The 18,634-nt window shown below is 28.7% G+C and carries 24 protein-coding genes; 15 read left to right on the top strand and 9 right to left on the bottom strand.

Annotated elements, in window-relative coordinates; translation table 11 throughout:
- Window positions 1-32 precede the first annotated feature (32 nt).
- From BTO07_RS17075 to BTO07_RS17065, 3 genes are read right to left on the bottom strand one after another with little or no spacing between them, the layout of a single operon-like run.
- Window positions 33-1,463, bottom strand: a complete 1,431-nt coding sequence (locus tag BTO07_RS17075) for a glycosyltransferase family 2 protein (protein WP_087522487.1) — start codon at window positions 1,461-1,463, stop codon at window positions 33-35.
- On the bottom strand, window positions 1,453-2,523 hold the full coding sequence (locus BTO07_RS17070) for a HEAT repeat domain-containing protein (RefSeq protein ID WP_087522486.1): 1,071 nt from the start codon (window positions 2,521-2,523) through the stop codon (window positions 1,453-1,455). Before BTO07_RS17070 ends, BTO07_RS17075 begins: the two co-directional genes overlap by 11 nt.
- Window positions 2,516-2,896 carry a response regulator gene (locus BTO07_RS17065; RefSeq protein ID WP_087522485.1) on the bottom strand — a complete coding sequence of 127 codons (381 nt, stop codon included), beginning with the start codon at window positions 2,894-2,896 and terminating at the stop codon, window positions 2,516-2,518. The genes BTO07_RS17070 and BTO07_RS17065 overlap by 8 nt, the downstream gene beginning before the upstream one ends.
- A gap of 106 nt (window positions 2,897-3,002) precedes the next feature.
- Between BTO07_RS17065 and BTO07_RS17060 the strand changes: the two genes are divergently transcribed.
- Window positions 3,003-3,377 carry a hypothetical protein gene (locus tag BTO07_RS17060; protein WP_087522484.1) on the top strand — a complete coding sequence of 125 codons (375 nt, stop codon included), beginning with the start codon at window positions 3,003-3,005 and terminating at the stop codon, window positions 3,375-3,377.
- Window positions 3,378-3,522: 145 nt separating this feature from the next.
- On the opposite strand, the gene BTO07_RS17055 is transcribed toward BTO07_RS17060, so the two are convergent.
- Together BTO07_RS17055 and BTO07_RS17050 are read right to left on the bottom strand one after the other, a co-directional pair.
- Window positions 3,523-4,176, bottom strand: a complete 654-nt coding sequence (locus BTO07_RS17055) for a YceI family protein (RefSeq protein ID WP_087522483.1) — start codon at window positions 4,174-4,176, stop codon at window positions 3,523-3,525.
- 99 nt (window positions 4,177-4,275) lie between these two features.
- A complete protein-coding gene (locus BTO07_RS17050) occupies window positions 4,276-5,112 on the bottom strand; it encodes a TIGR00266 family protein (RefSeq protein WP_087522482.1) in 837 nt (278 codons plus the stop codon).
- A gap of 237 nt (window positions 5,113-5,349) precedes the next feature.
- On the opposite strand from BTO07_RS17050, the gene BTO07_RS17485 reads away from it, so the two are divergent.
- Window positions 5,350-5,496 carry a hypothetical protein gene (locus BTO07_RS17485; protein WP_198342483.1) on the top strand — a complete coding sequence of 49 codons (147 nt, stop codon included), beginning with the start codon at window positions 5,350-5,352 and terminating at the stop codon, window positions 5,494-5,496.
- A 4-nt stretch (window positions 5,497-5,500) separates the two neighbouring features.
- Here BTO07_RS17485 and BTO07_RS17045 read toward each other — a convergent pair whose 3' ends face one another.
- Window positions 5,501-5,953, bottom strand: a complete 453-nt coding sequence (locus tag BTO07_RS17045) for a DUF4442 domain-containing protein (protein ID WP_087522481.1) — start codon at window positions 5,951-5,953, stop codon at window positions 5,501-5,503.
- 222 nt (window positions 5,954-6,175) lie between these two features.
- On the opposite strand from BTO07_RS17045, the gene BTO07_RS17040 reads away from it, so the two are divergent.
- The 9 genes from BTO07_RS17040 (at window position 6,176) to BTO07_RS17000 (ending at window position 14,503) form a co-directional block, all read left to right on the top strand.
- On the top strand, window positions 6,176-6,610 hold the full coding sequence (locus BTO07_RS17040) for a DUF4870 domain-containing protein (RefSeq protein WP_087522480.1): 435 nt from the start codon (window positions 6,176-6,178) through the stop codon (window positions 6,608-6,610).
- Between the two features lie 138 nt (window positions 6,611-6,748).
- The gene (locus tag BTO07_RS17035) at window positions 6,749-7,093 is read left to right on the top strand and encodes a PadR family transcriptional regulator (RefSeq protein WP_087522479.1); all 345 of its coding nucleotides are present in this window, start codon (window positions 6,749-6,751) and stop codon (window positions 7,091-7,093) included.
- On the top strand, window positions 7,086-8,765 hold the full coding sequence (locus BTO07_RS17030; RefSeq protein ID WP_087522478.1) for a PspC domain-containing protein: 1,680 nt from the start codon (window positions 7,086-7,088) through the stop codon (window positions 8,763-8,765). The genes BTO07_RS17035 and BTO07_RS17030 overlap by 8 nt, the downstream gene beginning before the upstream one ends.
- 94 nt (window positions 8,766-8,859) lie before the next feature.
- Window positions 8,860-9,585, top strand: coding sequence for a head GIN domain-containing protein (locus BTO07_RS17025; protein ID WP_232457061.1), 726 nt, complete (start codon window positions 8,860-8,862; stop codon window positions 9,583-9,585).
- Window positions 9,586-9,683: 98 nt separating this feature from the next.
- Window positions 9,684-10,187: a nuclear transport factor 2 family protein gene (locus tag BTO07_RS17020; RefSeq protein WP_232457060.1), complete on the top strand. Its 504-nt coding sequence runs from the start codon at window positions 9,684-9,686 to the stop codon at window positions 10,185-10,187.
- A 287-nt stretch (window positions 10,188-10,474) separates the two neighbouring features.
- Window positions 10,475-11,560: an efflux RND transporter periplasmic adaptor subunit gene (locus BTO07_RS17015; RefSeq protein ID WP_087522476.1), complete on the top strand. Its 1,086-nt coding sequence runs from the start codon at window positions 10,475-10,477 to the stop codon at window positions 11,558-11,560.
- The gene (locus BTO07_RS17010) at window positions 11,560-12,819 is read left to right on the top strand and encodes an ABC transporter permease (RefSeq protein ID WP_087522475.1); all 1,260 of its coding nucleotides are present in this window, start codon (window positions 11,560-11,562) and stop codon (window positions 12,817-12,819) included. The genes BTO07_RS17015 and BTO07_RS17010 overlap by 1 nt, the downstream gene beginning before the upstream one ends.
- Window positions 12,820-13,503, top strand: a complete 684-nt coding sequence (locus BTO07_RS17005) for an ABC transporter ATP-binding protein (RefSeq protein WP_087522474.1) — start codon at window positions 12,820-12,822, stop codon at window positions 13,501-13,503.
- Between the two features lie 196 nt (window positions 13,504-13,699).
- Window positions 13,700-14,503 carry a DUF2971 domain-containing protein gene (locus BTO07_RS17000; RefSeq protein WP_087522473.1) on the top strand — a complete coding sequence of 268 codons (804 nt, stop codon included), beginning with the start codon at window positions 13,700-13,702 and terminating at the stop codon, window positions 14,501-14,503.
- Between the two features lie 153 nt (window positions 14,504-14,656).
- Here the strand turns inward: BTO07_RS17000 and BTO07_RS16995 are convergent, their stop codons facing one another.
- The 3 genes from BTO07_RS16995 to BTO07_RS16985 form a co-directional block, all read right to left on the bottom strand.
- Window positions 14,657-15,265: a thioredoxin family protein gene (locus tag BTO07_RS16995; protein ID WP_087522472.1), complete on the bottom strand. Its 609-nt coding sequence runs from the start codon at window positions 15,263-15,265 to the stop codon at window positions 14,657-14,659.
- 18 nt (window positions 15,266-15,283) lie between these two features.
- Window positions 15,284-15,790, bottom strand: coding sequence for a TlpA disulfide reductase family protein (locus BTO07_RS16990; protein ID WP_087522471.1), 507 nt, complete (start codon window positions 15,788-15,790; stop codon window positions 15,284-15,286).
- Between the two features lie 111 nt (window positions 15,791-15,901).
- Window positions 15,902-16,684, bottom strand: coding sequence for a S1/P1 nuclease (locus BTO07_RS16985; RefSeq protein WP_087522470.1), 783 nt, complete (start codon window positions 16,682-16,684; stop codon window positions 15,902-15,904).
- A gap of 121 nt (window positions 16,685-16,805) precedes the next feature.
- Between BTO07_RS16985 and BTO07_RS16980 the strand changes: the two genes are divergently transcribed.
- From BTO07_RS16980 to BTO07_RS16965, 4 genes are all read left to right on the top strand, one after another.
- Window positions 16,806-17,666, top strand: coding sequence for an SPFH domain-containing protein (locus BTO07_RS16980; RefSeq protein ID WP_087522469.1), 861 nt, complete (start codon window positions 16,806-16,808; stop codon window positions 17,664-17,666).
- Between the two features lie 11 nt (window positions 17,667-17,677).
- Window positions 17,678-17,836 (top strand): DUF4177 domain-containing protein, encoded by a 159-nt coding sequence (locus BTO07_RS16975; RefSeq protein ID WP_087522468.1) that lies wholly within the window; start codon window positions 17,678-17,680, stop codon window positions 17,834-17,836.
- A 1-nt stretch (window position 17,837) separates the two neighbouring features.
- Entirely contained in the window at window positions 17,838-18,344 is a 507-nt protein-coding gene (locus BTO07_RS17480; RefSeq protein ID WP_198342482.1) for a hypothetical protein, read from the top strand.
- A gap of 62 nt (window positions 18,345-18,406) precedes the next feature.
- The gene (locus BTO07_RS16965) at window positions 18,407-18,571 is read left to right on the top strand and encodes an Arc family DNA binding domain-containing protein (protein ID WP_081965140.1); all 165 of its coding nucleotides are present in this window, start codon (window positions 18,407-18,409) and stop codon (window positions 18,569-18,571) included.
- The last annotated feature ends 63 nt before the right edge of the window (window positions 18,572-18,634 follow it).

The following is an 18,634-nucleotide window of genomic DNA, read 5'->3' as shown; positions in this document are numbered from 1 at the left end:
TATAATTTTTATAGATTTGTTAATTGATCTTGTTAACTAGACAATCCTTTTCTAGTCATTTTACCCCATTTTTTATTTTTATTAAAATAATAATCTATATTCCCTTTAATTGCAGCATACAAAACAAAAGGATGTAAAATAAGAGGTTCTAGAATTATTGTTAAAACGAGCTGTAAGCCAGTTCCCTTTTTTTTGTATTCATGAAATGAAAATTCTTCAGAAAAAATTGCAACAAATGAAAATAGAAGAGAAAAAAGATAAGCAACTAAGAAGAAACCTAGAACAAAACCCCAATTTAAGTCTCTAAAAATAACTAGTAGTATAAAATATAACATTCCTACAACTTCTAAAATTGGCGCTAACCTTTCAAACACAAACCAATAAGGCAAACTTAACATCCCTAAAATACCATACTTAGGGTTAAGACCTATATTTTTATGTTTCTTTAAAGTTTCTATAGTACCTCTTGTCCATCTATTTCTTTGAGAAACAAAAATTTTATAATTATCTGGTGCCTCTGTCCAACAAAGAGGATCTGGTATATAAGCGACTTTATACTTTTGTTTAGTCTCTTCCATATACTTTCTCATCCTTACCACAATCTCCATATCTTCTCCAACAGTTTTGGTATCATAACCACCAACTTTTACTGCTATTTCTTTATCGAAAATACCAAAGGCGCCAGAAATTACGAGTAAGCCATTTAATCTAGCCCAAGCCATTCTACCTAATAAAAAAGATCTTAAATATTCTAAAACCTGAGCTCTTTCTATCCATTTATTAGGAAAATTCACCTCTACCAACTTTCCATTTTCAATTTTACAAGAATTAGCAATTCTAATCACACCTCCTGATGCAATTACTTTTTTATTTGTATATTCTAAAAAAGGTTTTATCATTATTTGTAGAGAATCTTTTAACAGTAAACAATCTACATCTATACATGCCAAATATTTGCTTTTACTTATATTTATTCCAAAGTTTAAAGCATCTGATTTCCCTCCATTTTCTTTATCCACAACAATCAACTTATCAAATGCTGGGTTAGTAGATTTAAAAACTCCTGCTCTAAGTGGTTTTGTTTCTATTTCTTCGTGTATAAGATACTCTACTTTTACAAGATTATATGCCTTTATCAGTTTATCTAAACTATCATCACTACTTCCATCATTTACTATTATTACATTAAAATTAACGTAATGAATAGACAACAGCGACCTAACATTTTCTATAATATTCAGACTTTCATTGTAAGCAGGAGCTATTATAGATACTGAAGGCGCAAGGCAAGAAGACAAAAGAGCTTTATAATCTACGAAACTATTTTTTTTGAAATAACTTGTCGTTTCTTTAGAAGATAAAAAGGCTAATAATACATATGAAGATATTATTAAAATAGTGAAAAACAAAAAGAAGTAATAAAACCATATTGAAACAGTTTCAAGTATATTTTCAATATCCATGGCTGCAGTTAATAAAATTCATAATTTTATTGTAATCCTCATCATCAGACTCTGTCTCTAATAAACGATATGCTTCCTCGTTAATAGAATTCAAAATTTGTAAAGCCATATGTTTAACTTCAAAAACTTCATCTTTAATATAACCTAAAACAAAGGTAGTATCATTTTTTGATGCCGTTTTTTTAAGCAACCCAAAAAAAGCTTTTCTTTCTTTATTACTTAAATTAGCACAATCTTCTTTTAATATTTCTTTAGCTTCAAAATTTTCGAAATGACTTAAAAGTTCTATTGCACGAACTCTTATACGCTCTTTAGGATGATGTAACAAATCTAAAAGTGCATCCGTTGTTTCTAAACGATTAAAAAACTGTACAATATTTAAAGTAAAAAGTACTGTATATTCATTTTTTGAAGAAAGCCATTTTGTGACATCAGGAATTTCTTGATCATCAAAATTTTTTAAATGTTCTAATAACATTATTTGATCCCATTCTGATAAAGGAGCTTTTAAATCATCTAAAAACGACAATCCTTTAAATTGAAAAACTTCAATAAAGTACAAATGTGCTTCTCGCCTAACCTCTTCTTTAGAGTGGTTAATAAAAATTGATATTAAATCTTGAATTTCCTCAACCCTAAAAAGCCTTAAATCCCTTATTCCCAAAGCAATAACATTCCACTTTTTGCTTTTTAACTTTTTTTTCGCAAAATATAGCAACCCAATTTCTTCGTATAAATCTACCATATTAGCAACCAAACCACCAGATACTTCTTGCCTTACTTTTAAAAAAATTGAAGTAACAATTCTTCTTCTACTCTTACTGAGTAAATCTCTTTTAATTGTGTCTTTTTCTATTTTAACAGAGTTATCACCTTCATTTTTAGCATATAAATATTCTATTAAAACTTGTTCTGTTTTAACAGAATATTCATGATTACTTTTATTTGTTGATCTTATTTTTGTTCTTACTATTTTTAGAAAAATAATTAACAAAAAAATTATACCGACTAAAATGATTACGATAGACCAAATAATATTTTCTGTTAAAAAATTATCCATTTGAAGTAAGTAACATTTTTTTTACCCTAAAGACAAGTTCACTAGTACTCAAAGGCTTTGACATAAAATCATTTGCTCCTAAATTAAAAGCATTTAAAACCATTTCTTCTTGGCCTGAGGATGAAAAAACTAAAATTGGAGTATTTTTTTTTAATTCGTTTCTTACATGACTAACGATCTCTAATCCGCTAAAATAATCCATCATAATGTCTGTCAGTATTACGTCTGGATTGTGTTCTTCAATTAAATCAATAGCTTGTTTACCATCTAACGCTATAAATAATTTATAACCTGCTTTTTGTAAACTTAATTTTAAAAGGAGTGATAACACCGAATTATCTTCAGCAAGAACTATTTTTTTTTCTTTTTCCATATTTTAAACGGGGGTAAAATATATATCTATAACAAATAAGTGAAAATAGAATTGAAAATGTTCATCAATTAATTCTACTTTTACTTCTACTAAGGTAACAGAAAATATGGAGATAAGAGCAATTTTAAAAAGCAATTTACTTAATTTAGATTCTTTAAGAGATTTTTTCTCTGAAGATAAAGATTTATTAATCGAACTAATTAATGCTTTTATTTCTGACACAAGCCCAAGAATAAAAATTTTAGAAAAAAGTTTAATAGATATTGATTACAACTCTGTCAAAGACATTTCACATTTTTTTAAATCCTCTTTTGGTTTAATGGGGATTAACTGTTTAGACGAAATAAACCTATTAGAAAAACTTGCAATCGAAAAAGAAAACCCAAAATTAATTCAAGATAAATTAAGCAATGTTATAAAGGCAAGTAATAACGGTATTGCAGAATACGAAGTAATGCTAGGTAAACTAAAAACTTTGTAATAGTAAATTTGAGCTATTTTTTTTTATTTAAACACGTTGAAGAAATTACAGGACAAAATTTCTTTAAAAAAATAAAAAGTATTGTTCGCTATAGCAAAACAATACTTCCAAAGAACCTTAAAAAAATATTTTAGTAGAAATAATTCTAAAATGAATTTGAGAATCTATTTAATTCATTAATTTTCAAATTTAAATGCATCCATTTAGTTGTTATTTTCTCTGACTTTCCATTAACAATAAGATCATAGTCAATACCCCAATCAAATAGGTTCATTTGTCCTTCTATTATAAGCGATGAGGTGGTGGTCTCATTTGGATTTCTAACACCTGTTGCAAATAACTTAACATCACTTTCAACTCCTTTTATAGACATTTTACCATTTATTTGATACCAATCTATTCCCATAATATAAATATCCGTAGATCTAAAAGTGATTTTTTCGTTTAACTTCCCAATAAATAAACCTGGAGTTTTAACTCTTTCTGTTAAGTCATCATCACCACTACAAACTGCAAAAGTATTTGGGTCAATATCGAATGAAATTATCATATTTTCTAGAGGATTTCCTAAGTCAGGTCGATAAGGAATGGCTATTTTTAAATCATCTACAACTCCACTAAAAGGTGTACTGCAATGTCCATGTGTTACAAACATATTAATAGTTTGTCTCCGTTTGTTGTTATCTGTAGATTGAACTACATCTTCATTTAAATCCGATGATTTTTTAACAAACCCACTAGCAATAATTATAATTACTAATACAATCAATGATAAAACTATATACTTTATATTTTTCATAATATTCTAATTAATATTTCTACGAATATAGGTATCGGCTTATGCTAAATATGCAAATGAAATGTCAAAAAAGTGTCAAAAATCATTTTCACACTCATTTTAAAATCTATTATCACCATCTAAAAGATCACCAATTCCGCCTAAAACACTACCTTCTCCTCTAGTACCTTTACCAGTTCTTGGAGCCATTGCTAAAACTCTACCAGCTAATCTACTAAATGGTAAAGATTGTACATAAACAGTTCCTGGTCCTTTTAAAGATGCAAAAAATAAGCCTTCTCCACCAAAAACGGTATTTTTAATTCCACCAACAAACTCAATATCATAAGTTACATCTTGTGTAAAACCTACAATACAACCTGTATCAACTTTTAAAACTTCGCCAGGGAGTAAAACTTTTTTAGCCATAGTTCCTCCTGCATGAATAAATCCTAAACCATCACCTTCTAATTTTTGCATGATAAAACCTTCTCCACCAAACAAACCTCTTCCTAATTTTTTAGAAAACTCAACTCCAATAGAAACTCCTTTTGCAGCGCATAAAAAAGCATCTTTCTGACAAATAAATTTACCTCCAAACTCGGTTAAATCAATTGGGATAATTTTTCCTGGATAAGGAGAAGCAAAAGATATTTGTTTTTTTCCAAATCCAGCATTGGTAAAAACAGTCATAAATAAACTTTCTCCCGTTAAAATTCTTTTTCCCGCAGAAAATATTTTTCCTAAAATTCCTTTATCCTGATTAGAACCATCACCTAAAATAGTATTCATTTTAATTTGATCATCCATCATCATAAAAGTTCCTGCTTCTGCAACAACACCTTCTTCTGGATCTAATTCAATTTCTACAAACTGCATTTCTTCTCCGAAAATTTTATAATCTATTTCGTGCGCATTTCTATTTGACGAATTTTGTGGAATCTTATCTTGATACATACTAGTTTATTTTAAGGATTATAAAATATTAGATGATTTAAACATCTTTTTGTTACAACATTTTTTAAATTTTTTGATAAAATAACTCTAACTAAAAGTTAATGTAAAGTTCTATTTAAGTTTTTGTTAATTAAAGCAAATGAAAAATAAATCATATTTTTATTAAAACAAAAAACTTACTTTTGATGTAATTGTAAGTATCACTATAATTAATGAACCAATTAAAAAATACTAGTTATGAAATATTTATCTCCAGAAATAGAAGTTTTATCAAAGCAATATGAAATTACAAAATCGTTGGCACGCACAAATGTGTCTTGTGGTATTTTTCAAGAATGCGATTATAAGGAAGAAAGACCTCAACTATATAAAAAGAAAGATTAATTTATTACTTTACTCTCAAACTCCAATGAAATTGGAATTTAGAAACCACTACTCCATCCTTATTTTTTCCTTCGGATGTTAAAACAATAACTTGTCCTTCTCCCGTTTTTATAGATTCTTGAATCGCTTCTCTTATTTCATTTCCTCCTTTACAAGAAAAAGTAATTCTACCCGTAGCTTTTTTAAAGAATTGCGCTTCTTGGTTTGTTACTAACATAGAAACTTTTCGTTTAGAATCATGTATTGCTTTCATAACCAAAACACCAGTTGGCATTTCTGCTGCCATTCCTTGAGCTGCCCAAAACATACTATTAAAAGGATTTTGATTCATCCACCTATGTTTTATAGTAACCACAACTTCTGTATCTGTAATAGAACGCACTCTTACTCCGCCTAAATATGCTAAAGGGAGTTTTACAAGGTTAAAAAGGTTGACTTTTCTTGGCGTAAATTTCATTTTTTAGATTTAAATAGTTTTAATACTAAATATTTATGTTGACAAGATAGTTAAAATAAACGAAACACAAACTCAATAATAACAGTACATACAACGCTTTTCGATATCTTTTTTCACAAAAATACAAATGTTAAAAAAATGTTAATTATAGTACTATGTATTGCATAATACCTTTTTAAAGATATATATTTGCATAAGAAAGTATTATATAGTTTGTAAATTATGAAAAAAAATAACGAAAATACCAATGCATTTTTAATACATATTTCTGCTTTTGCAGGGTTTATGTTTCCTTTCGGAAATATTATTACGCCATTAATTGCATGGCAAACTTTAAAAGACAGAAGTACTTTTTTAGATGAACAAGGTAAAGAAGCTGTAAACTTTAACATCAGTTATTCTTTATATATTTTTATTCTAACGATGTCTTTTATTCCTGTTTTTATTGGTTCTATTTTTAGAAACTTCGATAATTTCGATAATTTTAATCACATAAACATCAATTTCGAGTCTCATAACTTTTTTGGAGTTATAGGATTAGCTTCATTAGCAGGAATTCTTGGTTTAATTAAAGTCGCATTAATTATAATTGCAGCTTTAAAGGCAAAAGAAGGAGAAAACTACAAGTATCCTTTTACTATAAAATTTATAAAATAAGAGCCTCCCTTAATCCCTCCAAAGGAGGGAAATAGATTGAAAACAAAAAAAATAAAAATGCCTTTAATTAAAAATATAATGCTCACACAACAGTTCCTTCCCTTTGGGAAGGTTAGGATGGGCCATAAACCACAATAAATGAAGATAGAAAACACAAAAGCACAAATGCGAAAAGGTGTTTTAGAATACTGCATTTTATCCATCTTAAAAAAGGGTGATGCATATACTTCTGAAATCCTTTCAACATTAAAAAGTGCAGAAATGATTGTGGTAGAGGGAACCATATATCCGTTATTAACTCGCCTAAAAAATGCAGGTTTATTAACTTATAGATGGGAAGAATCTACCTCTGGACCACCAAGAAAATATTACGTTTTAACAGAAAACGGAGCCCTTTTTATCAAAGAACTAGATAAAACATGGAGCAATTTAGTAAACGCAGTTAACCAAGTAATTAGCACAAAATCAACTACAAATGAATAAGACAATCAACATAAACTTAGGCGGATTTTTCTTCCATATAGATGAAGTTGCCTATCAGAAATTAAAACGATATTTAGAATCTATTTCTAAATCGTTAAGTGATGATCCTCAAGGAAAAAACGAAATCATTGCAGATATAGAAGCACGTATTAGTGAATTGTTATCAGAAAAAATAACAGATGCTAGACAAGTAATCAATGAAGGTGATATTGATAACATTATTGTTATTATGGGACAACCAGAAGATTACGCTGAAGCTGAAGAAGAATATAATGATTCTAGTTATTCTTATAAGAGAAATAGCGCTTCAGGAAAAAAACTATTTAGAGATGGTGATGATAAATTTTTAGGTGGTGTTGCATCTGGTATTGCTCATTATTTTGATGTAGATACAATCTGGATACGTCTTGGTTTATTAGCCCTTTTCTTTGGAGCTGGTTTTGGAATTATCTTATACATTATCCTTTGGATTTTATTACCTGAAGCAAAAACTACTGCTGAAAAATTGCAGATGGAAGGTGAACCTGTAAACATTGATAATATTGAGAAAAAAATTCGTGAAGAATTTAACAATGTTTCAGAAAATGTAACTGAATTTGCGAGCAAAGCATCAGAAAAAATAAAAGATGGTGCTAGTGAATTTTCAGAAAAAATGAATCAGACTTTTTCGGGAAAGACAAAAAAAAATAACGGATTACAAGATTTTATCAACGTTTTAGGCAAGATTATTCTTGTGTTTTTTAAAGTGATTGGTAAATTTATTGGAGCAATATTAGTCTTTATTGCAGCAGCAGTTATTTTATCACTAATTATTAGTGGGTTTTCTTTTGGAAGTATTGGGTTTTTAAATGTTGATGGAGATTTTTCTAGAGTAATAGAAGTACTTCAAGGAGCTACAATTCCTTTTTGGCTAATTATTACAACTGTAATTTTACTTGTCGGAATTCCTTTTTTAATTCTGTTTGTTTTAGGATTAAGAATTTTATCTAGTAGCGTAAAACAATTTAGCAAACCAACATCTCTAACATTATTAGGAATTTGGATAATCGCTTTATTAACAATGATTTTTACATTGATAGAATTTGGAAGTTCGCATGCTAATTATGGAGATTTTTCAAAGAAAACAGTTATAAATATTGTTGAGAATGACACGATTTCGTTAAAAATTATAAATGATGATGATATTCATTACAAGCATAATTTAAGAACAGATTCTCATAAATATGAAGTTGATATCAATGGATATTCTAAAGTATACTCTAACAACGTAAAAGTAGATGTTAAAAAAAGTAATACTGATGAAGCATATCTTGTTCTTCAAAAAGAATCTCGTGGAAGAAGCAGTAATAGTGCAAATAAAAATGCTGAAAAAATTGAGTACAACTTCGACATTATAGACAACACGATTGTTTTAGATGGATACTATATATCCGATTTAAAAAATATGTGGAAAGATGAAGAAGTAAATGTAACATTTTACATCCCAGAAGGAATTACTGTTTATTTTGATAATTCAATTAAAAACTTCTTGAATAATGTAGAAAATGAAACTGACATTTATGACAAAGAAATGGGAAGACATCATTTTAAAATGACAGACGAAACATTAAAATGTACAGATTGTGTTGATGAAATTGACGAAGATGAAATTATTGAAAAAGAAAGTATTTAATACAATTCAACCATAAAAACCAACAATTGAGTAACCATCCTTTGATTATAAGCGTCTAATAAGAGACATTTATCATCTAATTAAAACCAAACTCATGAAAAATTCAATATCAAAAATTATCGCAATTCTATTTATAGCAACCATTTTCACTTCTTGTAGTGTAGATATGTTTAATAGAGTAAATGGAAACAGAAACGTAGTTACAGAAGTAAGAAAAACATCTAATAAATTTACAGGTATTAAAGTAAGTACTGGCATTGATTTATACGTAACTCAAGGTTCTAAAAACAAAGTAACAGTAGAAGCTGATGAAAACTTACAAGATATTATTATCACTGAAGTAGAAGATGGTATTTTAAAAGTGTATTCAGAAAAAAGTATCTGGAAAGCTAAAGCTAGAAAAGTACATGTTACTATTAAAAATTTAACGCTTTTAAAAGCAACAAGTGGTAGTGATGTTTATGGAAAAGGAATTATTAAAACTGATGAAATTTCTATTACAGCAACAAGTGGTGCAGATATAAGAATTACTGTTGATGCTACAAGTGTAGAAACTAGTTCTACAAGTGGATCTGATATTCGTATTGCAGGAACAACTATTAATCATGCTTCTAGAGCAACCAGTGGCGCTTCTATAGAAGCATATGAATTAGAAAGTAAAAATGTACTTGTAAAAGTAACAAGTGGCGCTGATATTAATATTTACGCTTCAGAAAAATTAGATGCTAGTGCAAATAGTGGTGGAGATATTGACTTTAAAGGAAACCCAAAATCAGTAAATAAAAAATCTTCATCTGGAGGAGACATCTCTAAAAGATAGGTTTATAAGAATACCAATCAACCAAAAACCATATTTCTTGAGGTTGGAAACAACCTCAAGATTTTAAAGAAATCAACCCAACAATTAACCAACCAATTATGAATTCTTTTTTAGAACCTTTTAAAAATTCACTTGTATTTAAAGTGATACTATTTTTAGCAATGTTTTTTTACAACTTTGTTTTAAATGCACAAGTAAATGAAATTCCTAAATACAAAGCTTCAAATATTAAGCTTCATAAAGAAATTTCTAAAATGGATAGTATCTATTTTACAGCTTACAATACATGTGATATTAAAACACAAGCAGCTCTTTATGCTGATGATCTTGAATTTTTTCATGACAAAGGAGGTTTATCTACTGATAAAGAAGGACTTTTAAAAGCCTTAAAAGAAAACATTTGTAATAAAGTAACCAGAACTTTAATTAAAGGAAGCATAGAAGTATATCCTATACACAACTATGGCGCAATACAAATTGGTTATCATAAGTTTTATAATAAACAAGAACCGAATGCAAAATCCATTCCTAGTAAGTTTATTGTAGTTTGGAAAAAAGAAAATGAAAGTTGGAAAATGACGAAAGTTATTAGCCTTCACTAAAAAATATTAAAATTTATTAGAAAGCTAACTTCTAATATTAGTACTAATACTTGGTTTTATTAGTTTACTTGGTAAGTCGTCGTTTTGTATAAAACGGCGCTTACTTTTTTTAGTACTAAACGTGTTTCAGTATCTCATATTTAGTTTGTTTCTAAACTTAATTTCTAATAACTTAGCTATACTTCTGATAGTTGTCAATAAAACCGACGTTATCGTTTATGTTGTGCTTACTACAGAAAAAATTTATTACTGAAGATCTAATTGGGTAAAACTAAATCTTAAGTCAGATGATTCATAAAGCATTTTTTCTCTTCTCATTAATACTCTTTTTAACGTTAACATCTTGCAATAAAAAAAGTAAGTCAATTACCCCAGAAATTAAAAACATCACTGAAAGTGTTTATGCATCAGGTTTTATAAAAAGTAAAAATCAATATGAAGTTTTTGGCAAGACAAATAATGTTGTTAAAAAAATATTTGTAACTGAAGGAACAACTGTCCTAAAAGGTGATCCCATTTTTCAAATGGATAATAAAAATTTAAAATTGTCTACAGAAAGTGCAAGACTTACCTCAACCTCTGCTGACTATAAGATAAATATAAACAAACTTCTTGATGCAAAGAAAGCAATTGAACTCGCTGAGAAAAATCTAATAAATGATTCTTTACAATATCAAAGACAAAAAAATCTTTGGAAACAAAACATTGGAAGCAAGTTAGAATTTGAAAGAAAAGAGTTGAGCTATCAAAACTCAAAAATAGACTTATCTAGATCTAAAACGAATTATGATGATCTTAAGCGTCAACTTAAATTAGCATCAGACCAAAGCAAAAACAATTTAGAAATCGCTAAATTAATGGAAGATGATTTTATCATCAGAAGCGAAATTGATGGTGTGGTATATAAAGTTAATAAAGAAGAAGGTGAATTAATTAGCTCTATAGATCCTATTGTAATTATTGGTACTAAAGATTTTATTTTAGAATTAAATATTGATGAATTTGACATTGTAAAAGTAAAGAAAGGTCAGTCAGTTATCATACGAATGGATAGTTATCAATCTCAGGTATTTGAAGGTAAAATTACCGTTATTTATCCTATGATGAATATAAGAACACGCTCCTTTAAAGCAGAGGCAATTTTTACAAAAAACCCGCCTGAACTCTACCCTAATTTAACGGTAGAAGCAAATATTCTACTCAACACAAAACAAGATATCTTAACCATACCTAGAAAATATTTAGTGAATGATTCATCTGTGATATTAAAAGGAGGTAAACTTCAAAAAGTAGAAGTTGGTTTAATGGATTATGATCTAGTGGAAATAATAAGCGGTATAGATAAAAATACCAAAATCGAAATGCCACAATAATGAAAATAAAGTACCTTTCAGAAATTGCTATTGCACTGATGCTTGCTAGATGGAAACAGACCTTAGTAGCTGCTATTGGTGTTACGTTTAGTATTGCACTTTTTGTAACACTTCTAGGCTTTATGGAAGGTTTAAATCAGTTGCTAGATGGTATCGTTTTAAATAGAACACCACATATTCGTTTGTACAATGATATAAAGCCTTCTAAACTACAACCGATAGATCTAAGTAAAGATTTTAAAGGGTATCACCATTTTATAAGTTCTGTAAAACCTGTAAATACGCGAAAAGAAATTTACAACGCGCAACAAATAATAAATAAGCTAAAAAAAGAAGAACTTGTCTTAGGTGTAGCTCCAAAAATATCTGCTCAAGTTTTTTACAACCTTGGAAATATTGATTTGAATGGAATTATAAACGGAGTAGAAGTCGATCAAGAGGCAAAGCTTTTTGCTTTTGATGATTATGTAATTGAAGGAAACTATCAGAAATTAAACATTATTTCAAACAGTATTATCCTAGGCAAAGGAGTTGCTGATGTTATTAATGCTAAATTGGGTGATATGATAACTGTTACTTCTTCTGAAGGTGAACAATTTTCCTTAAAAGTGATTGGTTTTTTCCAGTCTGGCATACCAGAGATAGACAAAGTACAAAGTTTCGCTAGCTTATCAACTACACGAAAATTATTGGGTGTAAATAGCAATTACATAAGCGACATTCAAATAAAGCTCAAAGACTTAAATATGGCTCCTAAATTGGCTGCTGAATACGAAGCGCTCTTTAGAATTAATGCTGAAGATATTCAAACTGCAAATGCCCAATTTGAAACAGGAAGTAGTGTGCGCTCCATAATCTCATACGCAGTAGGAATTACGTTGCTTATTGTATCTGGTTTTGGAATTTACAATATCCTAAATATGCTTATTTATGAAAAAATGGACACTATTGCTATTCTAAAAGCTACTGGGTTTGCAAGTAGTGATGTAAAAAAGATATTCATCTCAATATCTTTGAGTATTGGAGTTGCAGGTGCGTTTGGAGGTGTTTTAATTGGTTTTTTGATGTTATCAGTCATTGATGCAATTCCATTTAGTGCGCCTTCATTACCATCAGTTGAAACTTATCCTATTGATTATGGACTACAGTACTATACCATAGCTGTAATTTTCGCAATGATAACAACTTTTTTAGCTGGTTGGATGCCTGCCAAAAAAGCAAGTAATGTTGATCCTGTAACAATTATAAGAGGAAAATAAATGGAGAAAAAAATTTTACTTGAAGCACGGTCTATTTACAAATCATTTCATGACCCTATTAAAATTGATGTTTTAAAAGATGTTTCCTTTTGCCTTAATAGAGGAGAATATGCATCCATTATTGGTAGATCTGGAAGTGGAAAATCAACGCTACTTTATATTCTTTCTACGATGGATACAGATTTTACTGGTGAGCTTTTATTAGATGGAATAAGTATTCGTAAAAAATCAGAAAAGGAACTTGCTGCTATAAGGAATGAGAAAATTGGTTTTGTTTTCCAATTCCATTATTTGCTCAATGAATTTACTGCAATAAAGAATGTAATGTTACCAGGTTTCAAACTAAACAAATTAAGCGAAGAAGAATTAGAACACAATGCTTATCAATTTTTAAAAGATTTGGGTATAGAAAAATTAGCTAAAAAAATGGCATATCAATTGTCTGGTGGTGAAAAACAACGTGTGGCAATAGCGAGGTCTATGATTAATGACCCACTAATTATTATGTGTGATGAACCTACGGGTAACTTAGATAGTAAAAACGCAGATATTGTTTTTAATATATTTAAAGAACTTACAGAAAACTATAACAAAACATTACTGGTAGTAACGCACGACTTAGATTTTGCAGAAAAAACAGGAAGAATTATAGAACTTCAAGATGGAAAAGTGATACGTACTTAATTTCATAAATATTAATTTTATTTATTTACTTGATAAGCCGTCGTTTTGTATAAAACGACGCTTACTTTTTTTAGTACTAAACGTGTTTAAGTATCTCATATTTAGTTTGTTTCTAAACTCTTTTTCTTATAGCTTCGCTAACGCCGATTATTAGTCATTAAAACGACATTATGATCGTCTTAAGTTATCCTCAATTATGAAAAAACCATCAGGTATTGTTTATAAGTATCGAAATTTGAATGATGAAAATCATAAGAATATGTTGCTGAAAAATGAAGTTTATTTATCTTCTCCTAATGACTTCAATGATCCATTTGATTGTAAAATCAGTTTGAACCATCATCTTCTAGATACTGAAGAAAAAATAGAGGCTTATATTAAAAAAGGTACTTCTGAGAATATTGACTTATTAATTAAGAATAATAAAAGCATTGAAAACGAAGAAAATAAACTTAGAACTAATCTTCAAAACATAGATGAATATCAAAAGGAATATGAGCGAAGAAATTCAAATTATGTAAATAAAAACATAGGTGTGCTTTCTATGAGCCGAAAATGGGACTCTATTCTTATGTGGAGTCATTATGGTGATTTTCATAAAGGCTATTGTATCGGATTTAACGAAAAAAGTCTAATTGATTCTAAGTGTTTTGAATTCGGAGGAGATGTGAATTACACAAATGATTTTCCTATAATAAATCCCCTTATAGACTACAATGTAAAAGATCGAGTTTTTTCACAAACTCACTATAAAGCAAAAGAATGGGAATATGAAGAAGAGTTCAGATTAGCAAATTTATATTTTGATAAGACTGAAAAAATGTCTATTAGAATAGTTACAGTACCCGAAAAATGCATCGTAGAAGTAATTCTTGGACTAAATATTGAAGAAAAAAATAAGAAAGAAATTATTATTGAATGTAAAAAACGCAATATTCCTGTTTACCAGATATCCAAAGACAAATATAAATTTAAGATTATTAAAAAATTGATAAATTAAAAGTGGCTAACACCCTAGTATAAAAAATTGCTTGATTTGTCTAAATCAAAGGTTTGAGTTTTCTATACAAAAAACCGTTAGCGAAACAAAAAAAGAGTATAAAAAATCCCAAGTGATAGCTTGGGATTTTTCATACTAATTAAAACTCTATAATTATCTCAATACTTTTATAGAACAACCAATTGCTCTTGTTTCTGTTTTTGTAGGTTTTTTACTAGCTAATAAAGCATCAACAGCATCTTCTACATATTTTTCTGTTACATTATCTGCGTCTCTAGAATTATTATCTATTGCACCAATATATTCAACTTTCATATTTTTCTTACTTACAATATATACGTGTGGCGTTTTTGTTGCTCCGAATTTTGGATATACTTTCTGGCCTTCATCAAACAAATAAGGAAAAGTAAATCCTTTTTCTGATGCACGAACCTTCATATCTTCAAAACTATCTCCTCTCGATACTTCTGGATCATTTGGGTTTATTGCAATTACAGGAAATCCTAATTGCTTATACTTTTTATCTAAAGCAACAATTCTGTCTTCATTGGCAACAGAATAAGGACACATATTACAGGTAAAGATGATTACAAACCCTTTTGCATCTGTATAATCTGATAAGGAAACCATTTTATCATCAATGTTTTTCAACTTAAAATCTTCAATGGTATCACCTACTTTATAACCTTCAATTGCTTTGTTTGTAAATGCTGTTGCTATTACAACTACGAATAGCATTAGAATCATTTTTTTGAATTTCATATTGTTCTTATTTTGAGTTTATAATAATGCTTTTAATTCAGCTTCTAATAGTTCATAATCAAAAGATTGTTCGTAAAACTTTCTTCCTTTAGCGCTGTATATTAATGTAGCAGGTAATGCTCCAGACCAAGTAGAATCGATATCTTTTATCCAAACATCTTCATTTACATCATCTAATAAAACAACTTTAGATTGTAAGTTCTTTTTATTGATAAAAGGAAGTAATCTTTTTTCAACTTGTTTAGGAAAATCTAAACTCACCAAAATTACTTCTACATTTTTATCAGCATATTCTTTATTTAATTTTTCGAATGCCGGTAATTCTTTCACACAAGGTGCACACCAAGTTGCCCAAAAATTGATTACATAGGTTTTACCATCTTTCTTTTCTAACAAAGGTTTTAACTCTTTGTAAGTGTAAGACTTTACAGAAGTTATATTTTTAGCAGCAACTTTAGGCTCATCCTTTTTACAAGAAAACAAAAGTGACACAAAGAATAAAGCGTACATATATTTTTTAATCATTTTATAAACTTACAAAGAAGATTTGCTTTTAGAAAACAATTAACTCATTCTTAACAAAAAAGCCTCATAAAACTAAATTTATGAGGCTTTTTAAAAATTATTGAAATTTTTCTAGCAGAAAATTTCGTTTAAAATTTTTGCTAAACGAATTCCACCTTTTTGCAATTGTGTTCTTACAGTTCCTAAATGATCATAAGAATATCTGTATTTTAAATTCTCGCCTACTTTTGCAGACTTGTATACTTCTTTTGTAATTTGATGAACTTCATCAACCCACTCTAGAACAGATCCTTTTTCGATGGCTTTAATTTCATCTTTTGATAAATCTTTTGCGTTTTTAGCCAATTCTAAATAACTCATATTCCATTCTTCAATCATTTTAGAATCCCAAACTGTATGTAAGTTTGTTCCTTGTCCAAACCATTGTACTTGTACCGTATTTCCACCTTTATCTTCACGTTGTCCGATATGTAGTGGTTGGTGTAAATCTCCTACCAAATGAACTAGAAATTTTAAGTAAAATACTTTGTCTGCTTCAGAACTCTTTTCGTCTTTTAAAACTTGAATACATTTATTTATTCCTGTTACTAAATCTCCTTTAGGATTTTTTTCTGCATCAGCATATTTCTGATCCAAATCCATATTTACATAATGCCAAGAATAAAATTTGTTATATTTTTTATCAGATTTTATCTGATCACCAAAAGTAGAAACAAAGGCTAAACTTTCACCTTTTAATAATTTGTCAATTTTTCTTTTTGCTTTATTAGTTAAATGCATTTCTGCAATTTTACCTGTAGTTCTATGTCCTGTTGGCCCCCAGAATACAGTTTCTTCTGCTGTAGGGTTTGAGAAAAAGAACATTGATATCAATAAAAATAATTTGATTTTCATATTGAGGGTTTAAAATTAAGTTTCTACAAATTTATAAAAATAATCATCACAAAGTTTGTAAATACGAAAAAATATATTATATCTTTGTGATATCATTATAATATCATAATAAAACAAACATATGAAAGCAGAAAAAGTTATTAAACCAGCAAATGGTTATTTAATGTTACTAATCGCTCTATTATTATTTATTGGAGGAATTGTATTTACAGCTTCACTAGGAGCACCAGCATTTTTAATTATAACCTTAATTGGTTTTGTTGGTTTTTTCGGTTTTATTCTTGTAAACCCAAATACCTCTAAAGTAATTTTACTATTTGGTAAATATGAAGGTACTATAAAAGATAATGGCTTGTATTGGGCAAATCCATTATTCAGAAAAAAAACAATATCATTAAGAGCAAGTAATTTTGATAGTGAACGTTTAAAGGTGAATGATAAATTAGGAAACCCAGTAATGATTTCTACTATTTTAGTTTGGAGAGTTACTGATACTTACAAAGCTGCTTTTGATGTTGATAATTATGAAAACTTTGTTCGCGTACAAACGGATGCTGCTGTTAGAAAACTAGCAAGTATGTATCCTTATGATAATTTTGCTGATGAAGGCCATACAGAAGATATTACTTTACGTTCTAGTGTAAACGAAGTTTCTGAAGCTTTAGAAAAAGAAATTGACGAGCGTTTATCTATTGCAGGTATTGAAGTTTTAGAAGCAAGAATAGGTTATTTAGCCTATGCACAAGAAATTGCTTCTGCCATGTTAAAAAGACAACAAGCTACAGCAATAGTTGCAGCAAGACATAAAATTGTAGAAGGTGCGGTTAGTATGGTAGAAATGGCTTTAGCAGAATTAAGCAAAAAAAATATTGTTGATTTAGATGATGAGCGTAAAGCTGCCATGGTAAGTAATTTAATGGTTATTTTATGTGGAGACAAAGAAGCTTCACCAGTGTTAAATACAGGAACTTTAAGTCATTAATTTTTAAGATTATGAAAGAATATAAAGTAATAAATTGGAAAATGGGGTTGACAAGAAACAATGAAAAACTTGAAGACACATTAAACCAACACGCTAGAGAAGGTTGGGTTTTAAAACACATGGCAGAAAACTCTACTAGAATTGTTTTTGAAAGAGAAAAAAACAGATAAAATGAAAGTTTTTAAAGAAGAACAACGTTTTAAACAAACTTGGTTGATTATAGTATTGGCTATTTGTACAATTATTCCAATAGTGACGATTGTACAAAAATACTTAAAAGAGAATGCAACTATTTCTACTAAAGAGTTAATCGTTACAATTGTAGTTATTATTGTTTCAATTTCAATGCTGTTTTTCTTTAAACTAACAACTAGAATTGATGATAAAGGAATTCATTATCAATTTTTTCCTTTTCATTTTTCAATGAAATTAATTCCATGGAATGAAATTTATAAAGCAGGAATTAGAACGTATTTACCTATTAGTGAATTTGGTGGATGGGGATTAAAAGGTGGCTTTTTCTTTAATAAAGGAAGAGAAAAAGCAATAAATGTTTCTGGTAATATTGGCATTCAATTAATTCTAAAGAATGGCGAGAAATTATTAATAGGAACACAAAAAAAAGAAGAAGCTATAAGTGTTTTAAATACTTATAAAAATAAAATTCAAAATGATTAAAATTGTAACATATATTATAATGATTATTTTTAATTTAATAATCTCATTTTTGTAATCACAACATGGCAAAGAAAAAAGCTTTCGCATTGCGAGTTAATGAAGACATGATAAAAGCTATTGAAAAATGGGCTGCAGACGAATTCCGTTCTACAAACGGACAAATCGAATGGATGCTTATGCAAGCTCTTAAAAATGCAAAAAGAGAGCCTAAAAAGAAAGAAGAATAAAAAAGTTCTTAGTTTTCAGTAATTCAATAGGCAGCAATTATAGAAATTAAATCCAATTTTTAT

It is taken from the genome of Polaribacter sp. SA4-12 (genome assembly GCF_002163675.1).
Classification (GTDB): domain Bacteria; phylum Bacteroidota; class Bacteroidia; order Flavobacteriales; family Flavobacteriaceae; genus Polaribacter.
Note: the sequence above shows the minus strand (reverse complement) of the source record. Positions and strands in the feature narration are given on the sequence as shown.

Excerpts from the sequence above, each read along its gene's own strand:
- BTO07_RS17075 (WP_087522487.1), bottom strand. The coding sequence starts at position 1,463 with ATGGATATTGAAAATATACTTGAAACTGTTTCAATATGGTTTTATTAC.
- BTO07_RS17070 (WP_087522486.1), bottom strand. The coding sequence starts at position 2,523 with ATGGATAATTTTTTAACAGAAAATATTATTTGGTCTATCGTAATCATT.
- BTO07_RS17065 (WP_087522485.1), bottom strand. The coding sequence starts at position 2,896 with ATGGAAAAAGAAAAAAAAATAGTTCTTGCTGAAGATAATTCGGTGTTA.
- BTO07_RS17060 (WP_087522484.1), top strand. The coding sequence starts at position 3,003 with ATGGAGATAAGAGCAATTTTAAAAAGCAATTTACTTAATTTAGATTCT.
- BTO07_RS17055 (WP_087522483.1), bottom strand. The coding sequence starts at position 4,176 with ATGAAAAATATAAAGTATATAGTTTTATCATTGATTGTATTAGTAATT.
- BTO07_RS17050 (WP_087522482.1), bottom strand. The coding sequence starts at position 5,112 with ATGTATCAAGATAAGATTCCACAAAATTCGTCAAATAGAAATGCGCAC.
- BTO07_RS17485 (WP_198342483.1), top strand. The coding sequence starts at position 5,350 with ATGAAATATTTATCTCCAGAAATAGAAGTTTTATCAAAGCAATATGAA.
- BTO07_RS17045 (WP_087522481.1), bottom strand. The coding sequence starts at position 5,953 with ATGAAATTTACGCCAAGAAAAGTCAACCTTTTTAACCTTGTAAAACTC.
- BTO07_RS17040 (WP_087522480.1), top strand. The coding sequence starts at position 6,176 with ATGAAAAAAAATAACGAAAATACCAATGCATTTTTAATACATATTTCT.
- BTO07_RS17035 (WP_087522479.1), top strand. The coding sequence starts at position 6,749 with ATGAAGATAGAAAACACAAAAGCACAAATGCGAAAAGGTGTTTTAGAA.
- BTO07_RS17030 (WP_087522478.1), top strand. The coding sequence starts at position 7,086 with ATGAATAAGACAATCAACATAAACTTAGGCGGATTTTTCTTCCATATA.
- BTO07_RS17025 (WP_232457061.1), top strand. The coding sequence starts at position 8,860 with ATGAAAAATTCAATATCAAAAATTATCGCAATTCTATTTATAGCAACC.
- BTO07_RS17020 (WP_232457060.1), top strand. The coding sequence starts at position 9,684 with ATGAATTCTTTTTTAGAACCTTTTAAAAATTCACTTGTATTTAAAGTG.
- BTO07_RS17015 (WP_087522476.1), top strand. The coding sequence starts at position 10,475 with ATGATTCATAAAGCATTTTTTCTCTTCTCATTAATACTCTTTTTAACG.
- BTO07_RS17010 (WP_087522475.1), top strand. The coding sequence starts at position 11,560 with ATGAAAATAAAGTACCTTTCAGAAATTGCTATTGCACTGATGCTTGCT.
- BTO07_RS17005 (WP_087522474.1), top strand. The coding sequence starts at position 12,820 with ATGGAGAAAAAAATTTTACTTGAAGCACGGTCTATTTACAAATCATTT.
- BTO07_RS17000 (WP_087522473.1), top strand. The coding sequence starts at position 13,700 with ATGAAAAAACCATCAGGTATTGTTTATAAGTATCGAAATTTGAATGAT.
- BTO07_RS16995 (WP_087522472.1), bottom strand. The coding sequence starts at position 15,265 with ATGAAATTCAAAAAAATGATTCTAATGCTATTCGTAGTTGTAATAGCA.
- BTO07_RS16990 (WP_087522471.1), bottom strand. The coding sequence starts at position 15,790 with ATGATTAAAAAATATATGTACGCTTTATTCTTTGTGTCACTTTTGTTT.
- BTO07_RS16985 (WP_087522470.1), bottom strand. The coding sequence starts at position 16,684 with ATGAAAATCAAATTATTTTTATTGATATCAATGTTCTTTTTCTCAAAC.
- BTO07_RS16980 (WP_087522469.1), top strand. The coding sequence starts at position 16,806 with ATGAAAGCAGAAAAAGTTATTAAACCAGCAAATGGTTATTTAATGTTA.
- BTO07_RS16975 (WP_087522468.1), top strand. The coding sequence starts at position 17,678 with ATGAAAGAATATAAAGTAATAAATTGGAAAATGGGGTTGACAAGAAAC.
- BTO07_RS17480 (WP_198342482.1), top strand. The coding sequence starts at position 17,838 with ATGAAAGTTTTTAAAGAAGAACAACGTTTTAAACAAACTTGGTTGATT.
- BTO07_RS16965 (WP_081965140.1), top strand. The coding sequence starts at position 18,407 with ATGGCAAAGAAAAAAGCTTTCGCATTGCGAGTTAATGAAGACATGATA.